Source organism: Nitrospirae bacterium CG2_30_53_67 (genome assembly GCA_001873285.1).
Classification (GTDB): Bacteria; CG2-30-53-67; CG2-30-53-67; order CG2-30-53-67; family CG2-30-53-67; genus CG2-30-53-67.
Window position 1 is genome coordinate 1 of the sequence record MNYV01000175.1, and the last position, 15,478, is coordinate 15,478.

General features: G+C 52.7%; 14 protein-coding genes, 1 tRNA gene and 2 pseudogenes. 6 read left to right on the plus strand and 11 right to left on the minus strand.

Annotated features, from left to right (window positions below; genetic code table 11):
• Both AUK29_10760 and AUK29_10765 read left to right on the plus strand, forming a co-directional pair.
• A pseudogene (locus AUK29_10760) lies at positions 1–213 on the plus strand (transposase).
• A gap of 197 nt (positions 214–410) precedes the next feature.
• Positions 411–683: a prevent-host-death family protein gene (locus tag AUK29_10765; GenBank protein ID OIP60899.1), complete on the plus strand. Its 273-nt coding sequence runs from the start codon at positions 411–413 to the stop codon at positions 681–683.
• Between the two features lie 370 nt (positions 684–1,053).
• On the opposite strand, the gene AUK29_10770 is transcribed toward AUK29_10765, so the two are convergent.
• From AUK29_10770 to AUK29_10790, 5 genes are all read right to left on the minus strand, one after another.
• Complete coding sequence (locus AUK29_10770; protein OIP60900.1) at positions 1,054–1,638, minus strand: hypothetical protein; 585 nt, start codon at positions 1,636–1,638, stop codon at positions 1,054–1,056.
• Positions 1,526–2,395, minus strand: a complete 870-nt coding sequence (locus AUK29_10775; GenBank protein ID OIP60901.1) for a hypothetical protein — start codon at positions 2,393–2,395, stop codon at positions 1,526–1,528. The genes AUK29_10770 and AUK29_10775 overlap by 113 nt, the downstream gene beginning before the upstream one ends.
• Positions 2,396–2,402: 7 nt before the next feature.
• Positions 2,403–4,565, minus strand: coding sequence for a hypothetical protein (locus AUK29_10780; GenBank protein OIP60902.1), 2,163 nt, complete (start codon positions 4,563–4,565; stop codon positions 2,403–2,405).
• Positions 4,562–5,014, minus strand: a complete 453-nt coding sequence (locus AUK29_10785; GenBank protein ID OIP60903.1) for a (2Fe-2S)-binding protein — start codon at positions 5,012–5,014, stop codon at positions 4,562–4,564. Before AUK29_10785 ends, AUK29_10780 begins: the two co-directional genes overlap by 4 nt.
• 504 nt (positions 5,015–5,518) lie before the next feature.
• Positions 5,519–8,143, minus strand: a complete 2,625-nt coding sequence (locus tag AUK29_10790) for a beta-(1-3)-glucosyl transferase (protein ID OIP60904.1) — start codon at positions 8,141–8,143, stop codon at positions 5,519–5,521.
• Between the two features lie 351 nt (positions 8,144–8,494).
• Between AUK29_10790 and AUK29_10795 the strand changes: the two genes are divergently transcribed.
• The 3 genes from AUK29_10795 to AUK29_10805 all read left to right on the plus strand — a co-directional run bounded on the left by AUK29_10795 (position 8,495) and on the right by AUK29_10805 (position 10,736).
• Positions 8,495–10,036 (plus strand): bifunctional phosphoribosylaminoimidazolecarboxamide formyltransferase/IMP cyclohydrolase, encoded by a 1,542-nt coding sequence (locus tag AUK29_10795; GenBank protein ID OIP60905.1) that lies wholly within the window; start codon positions 8,495–8,497, stop codon positions 10,034–10,036.
• A gap of 47 nt (positions 10,037–10,083) precedes the next feature.
• Positions 10,084–10,160 (plus strand) — tRNA-Arg (locus tag AUK29_10800).
• A 48-nt stretch (positions 10,161–10,208) separates the two neighbouring features.
• Positions 10,209–10,736 (plus strand): hypothetical protein, encoded by a 528-nt coding sequence (locus AUK29_10805; protein ID OIP60906.1) that lies wholly within the window; start codon positions 10,209–10,211, stop codon positions 10,734–10,736.
• A 185-nt stretch (positions 10,737–10,921) separates the two neighbouring features.
• Here AUK29_10805 and AUK29_10810 read toward each other — a convergent pair whose 3' ends face one another.
• The 6 genes from AUK29_10810 to AUK29_10835 are packed head-to-tail and all read right to left on the minus strand — an operon-like array spanning position 10,922 to position 14,568.
• Positions 10,922–11,596, minus strand: a complete 675-nt coding sequence (locus tag AUK29_10810) for a hypothetical protein (protein OIP60907.1) — start codon at positions 11,594–11,596, stop codon at positions 10,922–10,924.
• Positions 11,593–12,213 carry a hypothetical protein gene (locus AUK29_10815; GenBank protein OIP60908.1) on the minus strand — a complete coding sequence of 207 codons (621 nt, stop codon included), beginning with the start codon at positions 12,211–12,213 and terminating at the stop codon, positions 11,593–11,595. Before AUK29_10815 ends, AUK29_10810 begins: the two co-directional genes overlap by 4 nt.
• A gap of 33 nt (positions 12,214–12,246) precedes the next feature.
• Positions 12,247–12,819, minus strand: a complete 573-nt coding sequence (locus tag AUK29_10820; protein ID OIP60909.1) for a hypothetical protein — start codon at positions 12,817–12,819, stop codon at positions 12,247–12,249.
• Positions 12,820–12,845: 26 nt separating this feature from the next.
• Positions 12,846–13,106 (minus strand): glutaredoxin 3, encoded by a 261-nt coding sequence (locus AUK29_10825; GenBank protein ID OIP60910.1) that lies wholly within the window; start codon positions 13,104–13,106, stop codon positions 12,846–12,848.
• Positions 13,107–13,144: 38 nt separating this feature from the next.
• Positions 13,145–13,897 (minus strand): hypothetical protein, encoded by a 753-nt coding sequence (locus AUK29_10830; protein ID OIP60911.1) that lies wholly within the window; start codon positions 13,895–13,897, stop codon positions 13,145–13,147.
• Positions 13,894–14,568, minus strand: a complete 675-nt coding sequence (locus AUK29_10835; GenBank protein OIP60912.1) for a hypothetical protein — start codon at positions 14,566–14,568, stop codon at positions 13,894–13,896. Before AUK29_10835 ends, AUK29_10830 begins: the two co-directional genes overlap by 4 nt.
• A gap of 351 nt (positions 14,569–14,919) precedes the next feature.
• Between AUK29_10835 and AUK29_10840 the strand changes: the two are divergent.
• A pseudogene (locus AUK29_10840) lies at positions 14,920–15,478 on the plus strand (hypothetical protein).

The window sequence follows — 15,478 nt, forward strand, 5'->3', positions numbered from 1 at the left end:
GATTGCTGGGATAACGCAGTGGCTGAAAGTTTCTTTGGCAGCCTGAAAACAGAACGGGTATTTTTCACAAATTACAATACCAGGAACGAAGCCAGGACAGACATCGTTGACTACATCGAGATGTTCTATAATAGTAAACGGCGTCATTCTTATCTTGGATATCTGAGTCCCAGGGAGTACGAGCGTATGTGGCTTTTAAGAAAGGCCGCTTAAATAAGTGTCCATTTTTACTTGACCACCTCAGACAATACCTAACAAATTATGGGAACCGGAAATGTGTGAATTAAGTGAAACGTTTGGGCTTCACAAGTTCAGCCCAACCTACGCGAGCTGTCCCGATGAGGCCAAAAAAATCTTGCCTTATTTAGCAGTTGGTTGTATGATCTACACTATCATAGGAGGTATTACTAATGGCTAAATTACCAACGATCGTTCCTATTACTGATCTTCGCCAAGATGCAACCGCTATCGTCAAGCGCGTTGCTGCCTCACGGGAACCTGTATTTATTACACAACGTGGTCGTGCGGCCGCTGTCATTGTAAGCATGGAAGCATACGAGCATACCCAGCATGAGTTGGAGATCCTGCGTTTGCTTGCCCGTGGTGAGAAAGAAATTGAAGCTGGAAAAGGATACGATCTTGATGCAATTCTTGCGGAAGCCGATTTACTTTTAAAGGCATGAATCCTTGAAAATTCTCTTTACTCCTGCGGCACGAAGTCAATTTCTTGCTGCTATCTCTTATATTTACAGAGAGAATCCATCAGCAGCCATCGCTTTCCGAGAAAAATCTAAAAAAGTATTGTCCAGGCTCAGAAAATTTCCCCATTCAGGCAGAGCTCTGCCGGAGTTTCCCGAACTACCCTTTCGTGAGGTCATTGTGGCACCGTACCGTTTTTTCTACCGTGTGAAAGAAAAAACTGTTTGGGTTGTTGCTGTCTGGCATGGTGCACAACTTGCTGATGAACCATAGAATGATGAAGAAGAGAAAAGAAAAAGGCGTTGATTGAATCGTGTGCTAAAAAGAGATCACCCCGCACGAGTCTGCACGATCTTATATGTTATCGCATATCTTCTTGTAATCCTCCGGGGTATCCATATCCAGGATCACCCCCTCATCGGTCACGGGGATGACGCTCACCCTGTCCGGATCTTTATGGACGACCTCCCGCAGGCTTTGAAGTGAGAAGATCTCCCTGACAACCGGCATGGGGAAGAGGGTCGGGTGTCCCCGCCTCCCGAGGAAGCTTGGGATCATGATTTTATCCGGGTCTTCGATGTGGGATCGGACAAGGGTCCGAAAGGTTTCTACGGAGACCAAAGGGTGGTCGGCAAGACAGATGAGCACACCGGATGAGCCTGTATCTACTTGATGAAGGCCGGCCCTCACGGATTCTGCCATGTCGCTTTCTATATTCCGGTTGAATGCGATCCTGACAGGAAGTCCATCCACGGCCTTTGCAAGCGGGTCTCCGTCCATGCCGAGGACAATCACGATGTCTTCGATCCCAGAGGCGATGATCGTTTCAAGGCAATGCCTCGCCACCGGTTTTTCTTTCAACGGCAGAAGCAGTTTTGATTGTCCCATCCTCGTGGATTTCCCTGCTGCAAGAAGGACCGCCGATACCCGATGAGACATTCCGCCTCCTCTCCTGGATCAACTGCGCTACAATGCTGATGGCAATCTCCTCGGGACTCACGGATCCGATGGCAAGGCCCACAGGGATGACGATACGGCCCAGTTCCTCTCTTGAGAATCCCAGGCCTTCAAGGGTCTTGAACAGGACGGCTCTTTTGCGCTTGCTCCCGACGAGGCCGATATACTTTGCCTCTGTGCGCAAGGCGGCCTGTAATGCCTCAAGGTCATGATTGTGCCCCCGTGTGGCGATCACGACATAGGTATTCCTGCCAGCCGGAACCGTGGAGAAAACCGTTTCAAAGTCATGAACAAGAATCTCGTGCGCCGAGGTGATGCTCTGCGGATTGGCATAGTCTTCACGGTTGTCCACAACGGTGATCCGGAACCCTGAGAACCTTGCCACTTTGGACAGGGCCTTGCCCACATGCCCGGCGCCGAGGACCACCAGGCTGGGTTCGGGATGCTGGGGTTCAATATAGACAAGGACCTTGCCTCCGCAGATCAGGCCGCCGTGTTTTTCCGTGAGATGGAAAGGAATCATCCGGGTCGAACCATCCCGGATGGCCATGAGCGAGGCCTGAATGACCTCGGCCTCAAGGCATCCCCCACCGAGGGTGCCGAGGCTGGTCCCGTCCTCCCGGACGAGCATCTTGGCTCCCTGTTTTTGCGGAGAGGAGCCCACGCACTGCACGATGGTGGCCAGGACCGAAGGTTTACCATTTTTCATGAGCCTCAGCAGCTCTTCATAGATCTCCATTTGTCCCTCACACCTTCTTCATGGCGCCGAGAACGGCGGCAGGCGTCATGGGAAGGCGCCTCAGCCGGATCCCCGAGACCGCAAAGAGCGCATTGGCCACGGCCGGAGCGATCGGCGGGACACCCGGTTCCCCGATTCCTCCCAGGTCTTCACCGCTCTCCACGATGTGTACCTCGACCTCCGGGGCTTCATCCATCCGCAGGATGTCATAATTGTGAAAATTTGAAGATTCAACACCCCCGCCGGAGAAGGACATCCCTTCTTTCAAGGCGGCGCTCAGCCCCATGAGGATGCCGCCTGTCATTTGTGCCTTGACGATATCCGGGTTGATCACATGCCCGCAGTCCACAGCACAGACCACCCGGTGCACCTTGATGGTCCCGTCTTTTCGGTCCAGAGAAACCTCCGCCACCTGGGCCACATAGCTCCCGAAGGAGAAGTGCATGGCGATCCCCCGGCCATCACCCTGCGTCAGCGCCTTTCCCCAACCTGCTTTTTCCGCCGCCACTTCCAGCACTCGGCGCGGGCGGGGATGTTTCTTCAGGTGATTCAGGCGGAAAGTCAGGGGATCCACACCCGCAGCATGGGCGAGTTCGTCTACAAAAGACTCCACGGTAAAGGCATTGTGGGAACTCCCCACGGAACGCCAGAAACCGACGGGTACCGGGGTGTCGATACGGATATATTCCACATGAAGATTCGGGATCTCGTATTCCATATTGCTGATCCCTTCGACGGCCGCAGGATCGATGCCCTCCTTGACCTCGTCCGGAAACACGCGGGCAAAGATGGAGGGGCAGACGACCTTATGCGACCATGCAGTCATGTTTCCCTTATCATCAATCCCTCCCTGGATCCTGCAGCAATTGCCGGGCCGGTAGAAGTCGTGTTGGGTGTCTTCTTCCCGGGTCCAGATGACCTTGACCGGCTTCCCGGCGGCCTTGGCCAGATGCACGGCTTCCTCTACAACATCGAGTTCAAAGCGCCTGCCGAACCCTCCGCCGAGATAGGTGGTGTGAACCTGGATCTGCTCGGGCTTGAGCCCGGTGATTTTGACCGCGGTCTTCAGCACGCCGGACTGGTTCTGTGTCGGCACCCATATTTCACATTTTCCATCAGCGATACTGGCCGTGCAGTTCATGGGTTCCATGGTGACATGGGCCAGAAAGGGAAGGAGATAGGTCGCATCGACCTTGCGGGCGGACTGATTTAATGCCGCCGTGGCATCCCCGTCGTCCCTGGCTTTGATCCCCTCCTGATCGAGTCTGCCCAGAAAAAGCCTTTCCAGGGATTCCGTGTTCATGCCGGGATCCTGTCCATCGCCCCATTTGACCTTGAGGCTGTCCCTTCCCTTCCATGCCGCATCGAGCGTATCCGCACACACGGCGATACCGCTCTCCAGTTGCACGATATTTCGCACACCGGAGACTTTTTTTGCGGCTTCCTGATCCGAGGAAATCGCCTTCGCACCGTAGGCCGGAGGTCGGGCTATGGCGGCATAGAGCATACCGGGGACAAAGGTATCCATTCCGAACCGGGCCGAACCGCTGATCTTCTCCTTCAGGTCAACCCTGGGCATGGGCGAGCCGATATATCTGAACTGATTCTCCTTTTTTAATTCAGGGTTTTCAGGTACGGGAACCTTGGCGGCCTTGAGGCAGAGTTCTCCATAGGTCATGGCCCGTTTGGTCTTGGGGTGTCTTACCTTTCCAAGGTCGGCCTGGCACTCCCCGGCAGGGACACCCCATTCATTGGCCGCGGCGGTGATCAGCATTTCGCGGGCGGCCGCTCCGGCTTTTCTCAGGGGTTCATGCATATGCCTGATGGAGGTGCTTCCCCCTGTGGCCTGCGTACCCCAGACGGGGTCCCTGTATCCGTCGCCGGCCGGGGCTGCCTGAACCCGGACCTGCTTCCAGTCGGCCTCCAGTTCGTCGGCCACGATCATGGGGAGCGAGGTGTAGACACCTTGTCCCATCTCGGACTTGGAGACCACCACCGTGACGATATTGTCCGGGGTGACCTGAAGCCAGACACTCGGCTGGAAAGCCCCCGGCTCATCCATGCCCGCCTCTGCAGCGGAGAGGATCCTGTAGCCGGAAGGCGTCATGGTCACGGCCAGGGTCAGGCCGGCAGCCTTTAAGAATTCCCGTCGGCTCATGGCAGTCCTCATTTTCCTCCCTCCTTTCCGGCCAACTGGATGGCCTTCCTGATCTGGGGATAAGTGCCGCAGCGGCAGAGGTTCCCGTTCATGAACTGCCGGATTTTATCTTCAGAGGGCTTCGGGTCCCCTGAAAGCAGGGCTGCCGCCTGCATGATCTGTCCGGGCTGGCAGTACCCACATTGCGGGACCTGAAGTTTCAGCCATGCCTCTTTTACGGGATGATTCTCGGGGAGCCCTTCAATGGTTGTGATCTTCTTTCCGTTCAGCTTTCCCGCTTCAATCTGGCAAGACCTTTCTGCCTTGCCGTCAATATGGACCGTGCACGCACCGCACATCCCGATCCCGCATCCGAACTTGGTCCCTGTGAGCTGCAGATGCTCCCGGATCACCCAGAGCAGCGGGACATCCGGGTTGACATCAACCTCATGATGTTTGCCGTTTATCTGAAGAGAAATCATGGGCACCTCCTCTTTTCTAAAACCGGTTTATGGGTTCAGTCATGGGTTGTCATGGTGTTTGGGTAATGGAAGCTATTAAAGACGATCTTTTCGTTTTTGGCAAGTCCGCACTCTGAGGGATGATTTGTTAGATCGCGGCTGAACGGACAGTCTTATGTAAAAATAAGCGGAAATCGGTTTAGTTTTTTATTTTGGATCATCTCCAAAAGAATGGGTGAAAACATAGGGTTCAAGGGGTCAAGGATTCCAGGGGCCAAGTGAAGTGCTGAGAACATAAAGAGTCGAGGGTTTTAGGGTTACGCTTCGTGTGTCCCGCTTTTCTTTATACTTGATACTCGCCGTCTGCGACGGCTGCTACACTAAGGCATCTTGGGTTCAAGGGTTTTAGTGGTTTTCTATGGAGATTTATTTGCGTTTAAGTATTTCACTTGAATCCTTGACCCCTTGAACCCTCGACCCCTTTTATCCACTAAATGGCCGATGGCTCGTAGAGGAGGAGAACCTTTATTTTAAGTTGACAGGTGCGCTGGCTGTTGAAATCTTTGTAGAACCCGGCCTGTTCATCGCTCCGGAAGGCAATTTCGGTAATCCGCTTATCAGAGATAATATAAACGATGAAAAATAGGGCGTTGATTGTATGAGCAGTGCAATGATCCATAGGAGAAGGTCCCTGGATTCAGAACCCTGCATGTAGGCGATGGTTCCGGCTGAAGTCCAAAGTAAAAACATCAGCACAAATTCTTCCCATGCAGAGGCGACCGCTTTGATCAACGCCTGGGCGTTTTCCATTTTCGGTGTGCGGAAGAACGGCTTGCCGCTGCTGAAAAATCCGATGATAACCGCTTTGGCGATGGTATGCGACAGCGCAAGACCCGCGAGCGCTGCAGCAAAGGTCTGCTTCACCGTGGCGCCGACCCTGACACGGTAGAGATAGATCATCTTGGCGACCTTGAAGCAGAACAGGGACATCGGGAGCGCTGCAAAAATCACCAAGGGGGGGTCCACAAGTTTCGGTGCGATGATCATGGCTGCCGACCAGGCCAGGGCGCCAAAAGTAAAGAAGATATTCACGCCATCGGCGATCCATGGAAGCCATCCGGCAATAAAATGATAACGCTGGCCATAACTCAGGCTGCTTTTTCTGAATCCAAGCAGGATGCCGGCATGGCGGCGCAAAATTTGAATGGCGCCGTAGGCCCAGCGGAAACGCTGTTTCTTGTAGTCAATAAATGTATCGGGCATCAACCCTTTGCCGTAGCTTTGCTGGTTGTAAGTGGCTTCATACCCCTTTTCAAAGATCCGGAGTCCTAACTCCGCGTCTTCCGTGATACACCACTCGGCCCAGCCCCCGACTTCTTCCATGACATGTTTTCGGACCATGGTCATGGTGCCGTGCTGGATGATGGCATTCCGCTCATTGCGCGTAACCATGCCGATATGAAAGAAGCCTTTGTATTCCGAATAGCACATGGATTTGAACACGCTGGCTCGATCATCCCGGTAGTCCTGAGGCGCCTGCACAATGGCTATCCTGGGATGTGAGAATTGCGGAACAAAATCTCTGAGCCAGGACGGGGCCACCATGTAATCGCTGTCAATGACGGCAACAACGGATGCGTCTTTATCTGTATGAGCCAGCGCATAGTTTAAGGCGCCGGCCTTGAATCCGGGAAGAGGATCCTCATGAAAGAAACGGAATCGAGTGCCCAGTTTTCTGCAATGCGCCTCGACGGGCTGCCAAACCTTGGGGTCTTTTGTGTTATTGTCGATGATCAGAACCTCGTAGTCCGGGTAATCCAGCGCTGCCAGCGCGTTCAGTGTGTCGATGACCATGTCCGGAGGTTCATTGTAGGTGGGAATATGTATTGAAACCTTGGGCAGATCTTCCATGGAAGGTTGCACCGGTGTAAAGGGCCGTCGGCGCCCGATGACCCAGATCGCCTCAGCCCACTCATGGGCCTCGGTTAGTAAAACCAGGATGACCCCGATCATCCCGATGACGAGCAGGATTCCTACGGTGATGGTCACAACCGTCATGTACTGATTCATATAGTCATAGACGATCCAGACAGCGGCTGTGGCGGCGGCATAGGCTACGACCGCAAGAAAACTGCGGCCCCGTCTGCTCATGTTTCTGCTGTCCATCAGCAGGATGACAAACGTAATGGCGGCAACCAGAACGGAGATGCCTGCAAGAAGATGCCACTCCGGAATCTTGACGATCGGGGCCGCAAAGGCAAATTTAGGCTGCCGTTCTTCATTGTAGACACCCCAGTAGGCTCCCACCGCGCCTTCGGAGGTCCGCTTCCAGGGTTGGTCGAACGCTTCCATAATATAATAGGTATATTTCTCTTTTTGAGCCCTGGCCAGGAATTGGCGCAGGAAGATAGCCTCGTTGGCATCCGTCGCGACAGCGGCCTTTCGTGTACGGCCATTGCTGGGCCAGCCCACTTCGGCGAGGACGATGGGCTTGCCTGGAAAAGCGGCCTTCAGCTCGTTGGTGCGTTCGACCACGTAGTCAACAGCTACATCCAGATAAACGCCTTCCCAGTAAGGGAGCATGTGTGCCGCAATATAATCCACATGTTCGGCGAGTTCGGGGTACTTGATCCAGACATGCCAAGGCTCTGCGGTACTGACAGGAATCGTCAGCGCTGCCCGGACCCGGTCAAGATAGTTGATCATTAATTCCACGGGTACGTCTCCCCGGAGAACAGCCTCATTTCCTACTGTGACTCTCACCACGTTAACGTTCTGGTTGGCAATTTCAATTAATTTTTCAATCTCGATCTCGTTTTTTTCGAGATCCTGGCTGATCCATGCGCCCAGGGAGACGTTGATCTCGTACTTATGGGCCAAGGCAGGCACCTCGGCAAGAACGCCGTCCACTGTGTAGGTCCGTACGGCATGTGTTTTGCCCGCCAGGAGAGCCAAATCCTCTGAAATTTCCTGGGCCGTCGGCATGATTCCAAGGAATGGATCTTGATTTGCCCTCATGGGTGAGAAAGAAAAACCCTGAATTTTTTCAGGCCAGACAGGTTCTTTTTCGGGTTGATTAAGAAACGCCCAAAGGCTGATGGTCAATGCTGCAACAGCCGTCATGATAATAATATTCATCACTTTGAACATAATGATTTTACCGTTTTTTTGTTATAGTAGTCTCCGACCGTAATTTTTAATATTATCTTATTTGAATCTTCAAGTCAATGTCCATTGACCTTTCATAATCTTTTACATGGTAAAAACCAGCCGTCTCTCATCCAGGCTGAGGGAACTGTTTTTGGAATTCCCATGCCGGGATTTGTGATGATTCCGGGTATTGACAATCCTGGACAAAGCATGTAGAGTGTGGAACAAATTCCGGAAAATTTTGGGGTCCTATCCGGGTTTCAGGGGGCATGATCAGAGATCTATAGGTGGAATTCCTCCCTTTAAAAAAACCAGGGCCTATTACAGAGCAAGGAGGCATAGGGTTCATCCATGAAAAGAGCTTTGATCAGTGTTTCAAACAAGACAGGAGTCACGGAGTTTGCCAAAAAACTGAAGATTATGGAGTATGAGATCATCTCCACGGGTGGGACAGCCAAGCTCCTGAACGAGAAGGAGATTGCGGTCAGGTCGGTATCGGATTTTACCGGATTTCCGGAAATGCTGGATGGGAGAGTCAAGACCCTTCACCCCAAGATTCACGGTGGACTGCTGGGAAAGAGGAATGTCCCTTATCATGTGGACCAGATGAAAGAGCAAGGGATCGAGCCCATAGACCTGGTGGCCGTGAATCTCTATCCGTTCGAGGAGACCATCTCCAAACCCGGGTGCACTCTGGAGGATGCCATCGAAAACATCGATATCGGCGGTCCTGCCATGATCCGGTCTGCGGCAAAAAACTATCCGGATGTCATTGTGATCGTTGATCCACGCGACTACGATTGGGTGATTCGAGAAATGGAGGAAAACAACGGCGTTCTCTCCATGAAGACCCGGTACGCCCTGGCATGCAAGGTCTTTGGCCACACGGCCCGTTATGACAGCATGATCTCATCGTATCTGAGCCATGAGGGAAGCACACCGCATTTTCCCGAGATGCTGAACCTTCAGTTTGAAAAGGTGACGGAGCTCAGGTACGGAGAAAACCCTCACCAGAGAGGGGCCTTTTACAGGGAGATCCATATCCAGGAGCCCTGTGTCTCCAATGCAGTCATTCACCAGGGGAAGGCCATGTCTTTCAATAACTATCTGGATGCCGACTCGGCCCTGGATCTGGTCAAGGAATTTGAAGAGCCGGTTGCGGTCATCATGAAACACAACAACCCCTGTGGTGTGGCATCCTCCGGCGAGCTCCGGGAGGCTTATATTCTGGCACGGGAGGCGGATCCGGTCTCGGCCTTTGGCGGGGTCGTGGCTTTCAACCGCCCAGTGGATGAAGAGACTGCGAAAGAGATCGTCTCCACCTTTGTGGAGGTGGTGATCGCTCCCGGGTACAATCCGGGTGTTTTGGAGATCTTCGGAACCAAGGAGAATATCCGGATACTGGAGGTGGAGATCTGGGGCATGGAACGGATTCACGATATGGACCTGAAGAAGATCGTCGGCGGGCTGATCTATCAGGACAGGGACCTTGGAAGCGTGGATATCCGGGATATGGAGATCGTTTCAAAACGCAGGCCCACGGAGGAAGAGATCAAGGCCATGTCTTTTGCCTGGAAGGTTGCCAAACATGTCAAATCGAATGCGATCATCCTTGCTCGGACGAACAGGACCGTGGGGATCGGCGCCGGCCAGATGAGCCGTGTGGATTCCACTCGTCTTGCCATTGCCAAGGCGCAGAGCCCCACCCAGGGGTGCGCCCTGGCCTCGGATGCCTTCTTCCCTTTCCGGGACGGGATAGACGAAGCGGCCAAATCCGGCGCCACAGCCATTGTCCAGCCTGGGGGGTCTATTAAGGATAACGAGGTCATCGCTGCGGCCAATGAATACGACATGGCTATGGTGTTCACGCGCATGCGGCATTTCAGGCATTAAAATAGCGGCCTGTTGCCCGATCTGGCAACAGGCCGCTATTTTAAGGTGCCCCCGTAGCTCAGATGGATAGAGCACAGGACTCCGGTTCCTGGTGTCGGAGGTTCGAATCCTCTCGGGGGCGCCATTTTTCTCTTAATCTTTAAGAGGATGTAGGGTCGCCCATTTAAGAAGGATGAATATCATGGCAGACGAGCACAAAGGGATGACCAAGGCGTTAAGCACGGCATTGAAAATGGAAAAGGACGGCATGACCTTCTACAAGGAGGCGGGCAAAAAAACCAAGAATCCGCTTGGTAAAAAGATGTTTCTTTCTTTCGTGGAGGATGAAAAACGGCACTATGACATGATCTCCGCCCTGGCCAAGGGGATGAACATCGATAAGGAACTCAAGCAGGCCGGCTCGGCCGAACGGATCAGGACGATATTCGAGGAGGCCGGTAAGGAAATGGATACCCGCCTGGGTTCAGACCTCGGTGATACCGAGGCCTTGAGGTTTGCCGTCAGCATGGAGGACAAGGGATACCACTTTTATCAGGATTCTGCCGTGCAAGCCAAAGACGCAGGTGAAAAGGCCCTTTTCGAAAAGCTGGCCCGTGAAGAGAGCCGGCATCATGAGATTCTGGAAAATGCATTAAACTACCTTGAAAAGAGCGGCGAGTGGTTCCTGTGGGAAGAGGGGGGGCCTATTGAGGGAGGTTGATGCGGCCCTAAGTGGTCCTATTCGTAAATACGGCGGCGAGGGTCGTAGGGCGGTCGAGTCAAAGTTCCGCTCCTTGCCGAAGGCTCGTAGAGCGGTGTACCAGAGGGGTGCGCCTCAGTCGCGCGCGGAGGTGAGCCCGCCCTACGACCCTCTCGGTGCGTCACCCTATTTACGAACAGGACCACTTAGAAATGGACCCCGATCAATGGAACCGCTCTGTCCTTAGGCCTATCCTTTCCGTTTTGAAGCGTATAAATCAGATGCAGGGAGATCCTCCGAAGGCCGAGCTGCAGGTTTTTGTCCTGGGTGGTTGCAACGCCGGACCAGACGATCCGTTTGCCGCAAACATCCACCAGCTTGCAGTTCAGCCCCACAAGGACCGACGTGTCCACTGTATTGATCACCTGGAGTGGAAGAAAGTTCACCGATCGTGTATCTTCCTCAAGCTCGGTAATGGACGTGATCATCACGTAATCCGCACCGAGCGCGTCTCCCACCTGAACGGCCTGACTCACGGAGTAATTTGTGAAATCAATCTTGTGTTCAAGCAGGACTTCCTTGATAAAGATCTTATCGATGATCCGAAATCCCGCGTTCCACAGTTTGACGGAAAGCATTTCAGCCGCCGCTTCATTAGCCGTAGAAGAGATCCCGCTGAGGCTCTCTTCCTGATGGATCAGCGGGATAACGGCTAAGATGCTTTTCGGATTGATCTGAAAATCCGGCTCCCGGAAGGTGTTGATGGTCACCGCCTTTCGGATCCTTGCTGTGCGAAGAGATGCGCACCCTGCAGTAAGACTCAAGAGCAGGACGATCCATGCCGCAGCCAATATCCATTTTATGATCAAGCGAATGTTCATCTGCTGGCCTGAGTTTCCAGAGAGGCGATCAGTTCCTTTGAAATACGCTGAAGGGCCTTCTGGAAGTTTTGATCCTGTGTTGTCGCAATCCCGATCCAGATGACTTCCCCGTTTTTCAAATCGATCATCCTGGAGCTGACTCCGATGTTTGCAGAGGTATCAATGCTGGTCAACACTTCTCCGGGAAGAAAGGTAATGGCATTGGAGGCCTGGAGGTTTTCAAAGAGATTGGTCAGAATCAGAAAGTCGGCATGCAGGGTCCGTCCCATCTCCAGCATATCTATCAAGCGTGTGACGGAAAGATCGGTTTTTTTCTCTTTCAGATAATCATTGATGACGGCCCTGTCGACCACCTTGAAACCTCTGTTGAGGAGTTCCAGAGAGAGGATGTCCGCTGTGACCTCATTGGCCGTCAGCGTAGTTTTGGAAAGGGTCTTTTCCTCCTTGGCCAAGGTGAGCACCATGACCGTGTTACGTCTGTTGACAGGGGTTTGTTCTTCGAAGTGGGTATCAATGGTCACCTCTTGCTGGACTCTCGCCTGCTGAAGCGGAGCGCAGGCGGGAATGAGTAAACCCATGGAGACAAGTACGATGAAAAATCTCTTGAAAAGATGCATAAGAAATGTTTGTTTCTTCGATCGTTAACGCTCTCATTCCCGCTGCTTGGATAAGATATAGGAGACCAGATGGTTGATTCGATCCGCGATCGCCGTCGGGTCCGGAGTTTCTCCTTTGTTGAAATAGACGGCAGGCGTGCATTGGGAGAGCTGTTTTTTCAGAAATTCATCGCATTTTCTGGCGGAAAAAAATATGATCGGCACTTTTTTTGATGACGGGCCCATTTTTTTCTTTTCAATGGCCCGCAGGGTCATGGCAGCCTTCAGCCCGTCCAAAACCGGCATCTGGAGGTCAAGAATGACCAGGTTCACCCCTTTTTCTGAAGAGATCCGCTTGTTGAATTCCGTAAGAAATACCATGCCGTTCTCAAAGGAGAGGACTTCCCTGGCCAGCCCTTTTTCCTTGAGGATCTGCGTCATGAGGTTTCTGATCGTGCTTGAATCGTCGGCTGTCAGGATGCAGTCGGCCATGGCCCCGCCCTCCTTTTCCTTAAGTCCGAGGACAAAACCGCAGTAGAGGCAGGTAATCTCCGTGTTGCCGTCACGATAGACCATATTGGTCGGAACATTCTCTCCGCAGCAAAGGCAGTATTGCGCGTCACCCATTGTTTTTTCCACGACCAATAAGAGATTTACTTGGTATGCAGCAGGCGGTCCAACTCTCCGCTGAGGTCAAGCTCTCGGAGGTCATCACATCCGCCTACAGGGGTTCCTTGGATCAGGATCTGAGGGACGGTCTTCTTCCCGGTCAGTCGGATCATTTCCTGTTCACGATCCTGGTCTTCTGTGATGTCGATCTCTTTGAACGGGACCCGTTTGTTGTTTAAGAGCTGTTTTGCCCGCATGCAATAGGGACATGTTTTGGTTGTGTAAACAACCACCTTATTTTTCATATAAAACAATTATATAATTATTTGGTTATAAGTGTCAATTATATATCCAAGGCCATCATATCCTTCGCAACCCAAACCTCTCCCTGATAAAACCGGCGGCACTGAGCCGCCAAATCCACCCCCTCGCATTCGGGGTAAAGATGGGTCAGCACGATCCTTTTCACTCCGGCCTCTCGGGCGGTCTTTCCCGCTTCAGCGGGGGTCAGGTGCCCCGGACATTTCTGTCCATCCGGAAAGGAAGACTCGACGATGGCCAGATCCGCATCTCTCACGAGTTCGACCAGACCGGGGCAGACATCGGAATCTCCTGAGTAGGCGAGAACCCCGCCTGAACGACTGGTCAGCCGGAACCCCACGCTGTGCTCTGTATGCCGGACCCGGACGGCGGAAATCCGGAGGTCCCCCAGGACGGCCTCGTCCTTTCCCATTTCATGGATGTTGAGGGAAAATCCTTGAGGGGAGATCCAGTTCCCATAGATCTTTTGAAGTTGTTTGATTTGTTTGATCAGGCCTCTGCACCCCAAGATCTGAAGCGTTTTCTCCCTCCTGATGCTGAGGTTTTTCAACGCGAATAAAAGAGAGACCAGTTCCGCCGTGTGGTCCGGGTGGAGGTGGCTGATCAGAATGGGACCGATCTCCTTCAGCGGAACACGGATACGGTCCAGCTTGGCCAGGGTCCCCATCCCCAGATCCATAACGAGGTTGGTATCTCCGTCCTGGACGAGGTATCCGGGGCCGCCTCGGGCTGCGGAGGGGAGACCGGTCCCGGAACCGAGAATGGTCAGCTTCATGGAGAGCCGTCCTTTTTTTTCGATGAAAGGCTTAAGGCCACGGCAACCAGGATGTCATCCACCACATCTCTCTGCTCCTGGGTATAGTAGACCTCCATGGATTCAGACCGGATATACTCCCGTGTAGCGGGGTCCTCCCTGAGAGCATCGACGAGCATATCCATAAGAGGCCGGACAAACCCTTCTCCTCCCTTCCGGCGCAGCCTGGCAGCCTCGAAGGTGATCCCGCGAAAGGTGGCATTCCTCACCTCCGGATTTTTGTGGCGGATAAATTCGCGGATCATGCGGACGGCCTGCTCCCGGATCTCCGGATTACCGAGTGGATTGATCTGGGCCAGGATATATTTTGTCAGCAGGATCAGGCGGTCCCTGTAGTTGAGGGCATCGATTTCATAGATGGATTGGATGGTTGACAAACATTTCTTCCGTTTCTCTATGTCTGTGGAGAGAAACCGGCTGAAGAAGACGGAGTCGCGGCGTATGGTGTTGACCAACTCCCTGTACAGATTCCACTTCCGTTTGATCGATCCGAGATGCCAGTCATGAATCCTCTGGAGCGTGGTCAGAATATCCTCGGGTGGAAGGAGATAGGCAAGGAGGGTTTCGCATTCCTTACTGACCCCATGCACCCGGCATAACGCCTGGATCTTGTTGAGGGTTTTTTCGTCCATTTTTTTGCGGCCGTCTCATACAGAAAAACAGTGCATCACTCTGAAAAAATCCTGCAGCACGGGTGAATGCTACCATAAAGAATTTTGACGATTTTGTCAATTTTTATCCATAGATTCATAAATTGAACAATGGTTGTGTTTATTCTTGAAATTCAGCAAAATATCTGCTATCTTCTCCGATCAAGCCGGAACGTTACCTTTCAGTCCAGAAAATGGCTTTTAAAGCGGGATTTGTCCTTGAAATTGCATACCTTGCAAGCAGTGATCTTTTTTTGAAGATTAAGAGGCTGCCGGCGGCCCCGATGGATCAAACTCAAGGATAGACCTTATTAACCTCGCAGGGGTGATGCCATGGGTGAACAGGAACAAACCGTGGTCCGTGTCCAGGCCCTAAGATCGAACACGGAGGTCAACGAAGCCATGGTCACTCCTATCATAGATGGAATCTCCCGCCTGACTTCAGTGGATTTTCACCAGTACAAGAGAAACTTCGTACAGCGGCAGATACGACGCCAGGTTGTCAAGCGCCGTCTGAGGACCGAAGAGAACTATCAAGAACAGATTCTTGCCGGCCAATATACGGCCGAGGCATTGATCAACGGGATGACTGTGAACGTCACCTGTTTCTTCCGTGACCCGCCGCTCTTTGAATTCTTGATGAAAAATATTTTCCCCTTATTGTGGAATCGGCGCCGGAACCGTAGTGAGCGTGAGTTCCGTATCTGGATCATGGGCTGTTCTACGGGTGAGGAGGCCTATTCCGTGGCCATGGCGCTTCATGAGAGCGTAGGGTCCGACCTCTCTAAAGATAAGGTCCGGATCTATGCCACGGACTTGGATGAAGTTGTGGTGCATCATGCAAGGCGGGGAGAATATGAATCAGCCGATCTGAGCCGCTTGGGGCCGGATT

What these genes read in the sequence shown, in the direction of transcription:
- AUK29_10765 (OIP60899.1), top strand. Translation starts at nt 411, where the DNA reads ATGGCTAAATTACCAACGATCGTTCCTATTACTGATCTTCGCCAAGAT.
- AUK29_10770 (OIP60900.1), bottom strand. Translation starts at nt 1,638, where the DNA reads ATGTCTCATCGGGTATCGGCGGTCCTTCTTGCAGCAGGGAAATCCACG.
- AUK29_10775 (OIP60901.1), bottom strand. Translation starts at nt 2,395, where the DNA reads ATGGAGATCTATGAAGAGCTGCTGAGGCTCATGAAAAATGGTAAACCT.
- AUK29_10780 (OIP60902.1), bottom strand. Translation starts at nt 4,565, where the DNA reads ATGAGGACTGCCATGAGCCGACGGGAATTCTTAAAGGCTGCCGGCCTG.
- AUK29_10785 (OIP60903.1), bottom strand. Translation starts at nt 5,014, where the DNA reads ATGATTTCTCTTCAGATAAACGGCAAACATCATGAGGTTGATGTCAAC.
- AUK29_10790 (OIP60904.1), bottom strand. Translation starts at nt 8,143, where the DNA reads ATGTTCAAAGTGATGAATATTATTATCATGACGGCTGTTGCAGCATTG.
- AUK29_10795 (OIP60905.1), top strand. Translation starts at nt 8,495, where the DNA reads ATGAAAAGAGCTTTGATCAGTGTTTCAAACAAGACAGGAGTCACGGAG.
- AUK29_10805 (OIP60906.1), top strand. Translation starts at nt 10,209, where the DNA reads ATGAATATCATGGCAGACGAGCACAAAGGGATGACCAAGGCGTTAAGC.
- AUK29_10810 (OIP60907.1), bottom strand. Translation starts at nt 11,596, where the DNA reads ATGAACATTCGCTTGATCATAAAATGGATATTGGCTGCGGCATGGATC.
- AUK29_10815 (OIP60908.1), bottom strand. Translation starts at nt 12,213, where the DNA reads ATGCATCTTTTCAAGAGATTTTTCATCGTACTTGTCTCCATGGGTTTA.
- AUK29_10820 (OIP60909.1), bottom strand. Translation starts at nt 12,819, where the DNA reads ATGGGTGACGCGCAATACTGCCTTTGCTGCGGAGAGAATGTTCCGACC.
- AUK29_10825 (OIP60910.1), bottom strand. Translation starts at nt 13,106, where the DNA reads ATGAAAAATAAGGTGGTTGTTTACACAACCAAAACATGTCCCTATTGC.
- AUK29_10830 (OIP60911.1), bottom strand. Translation starts at nt 13,897, where the DNA reads ATGAAGCTGACCATTCTCGGTTCCGGGACCGGTCTCCCCTCCGCAGCC.
- AUK29_10835 (OIP60912.1), bottom strand. Translation starts at nt 14,568, where the DNA reads ATGGACGAAAAAACCCTCAACAAGATCCAGGCGTTATGCCGGGTGCAT.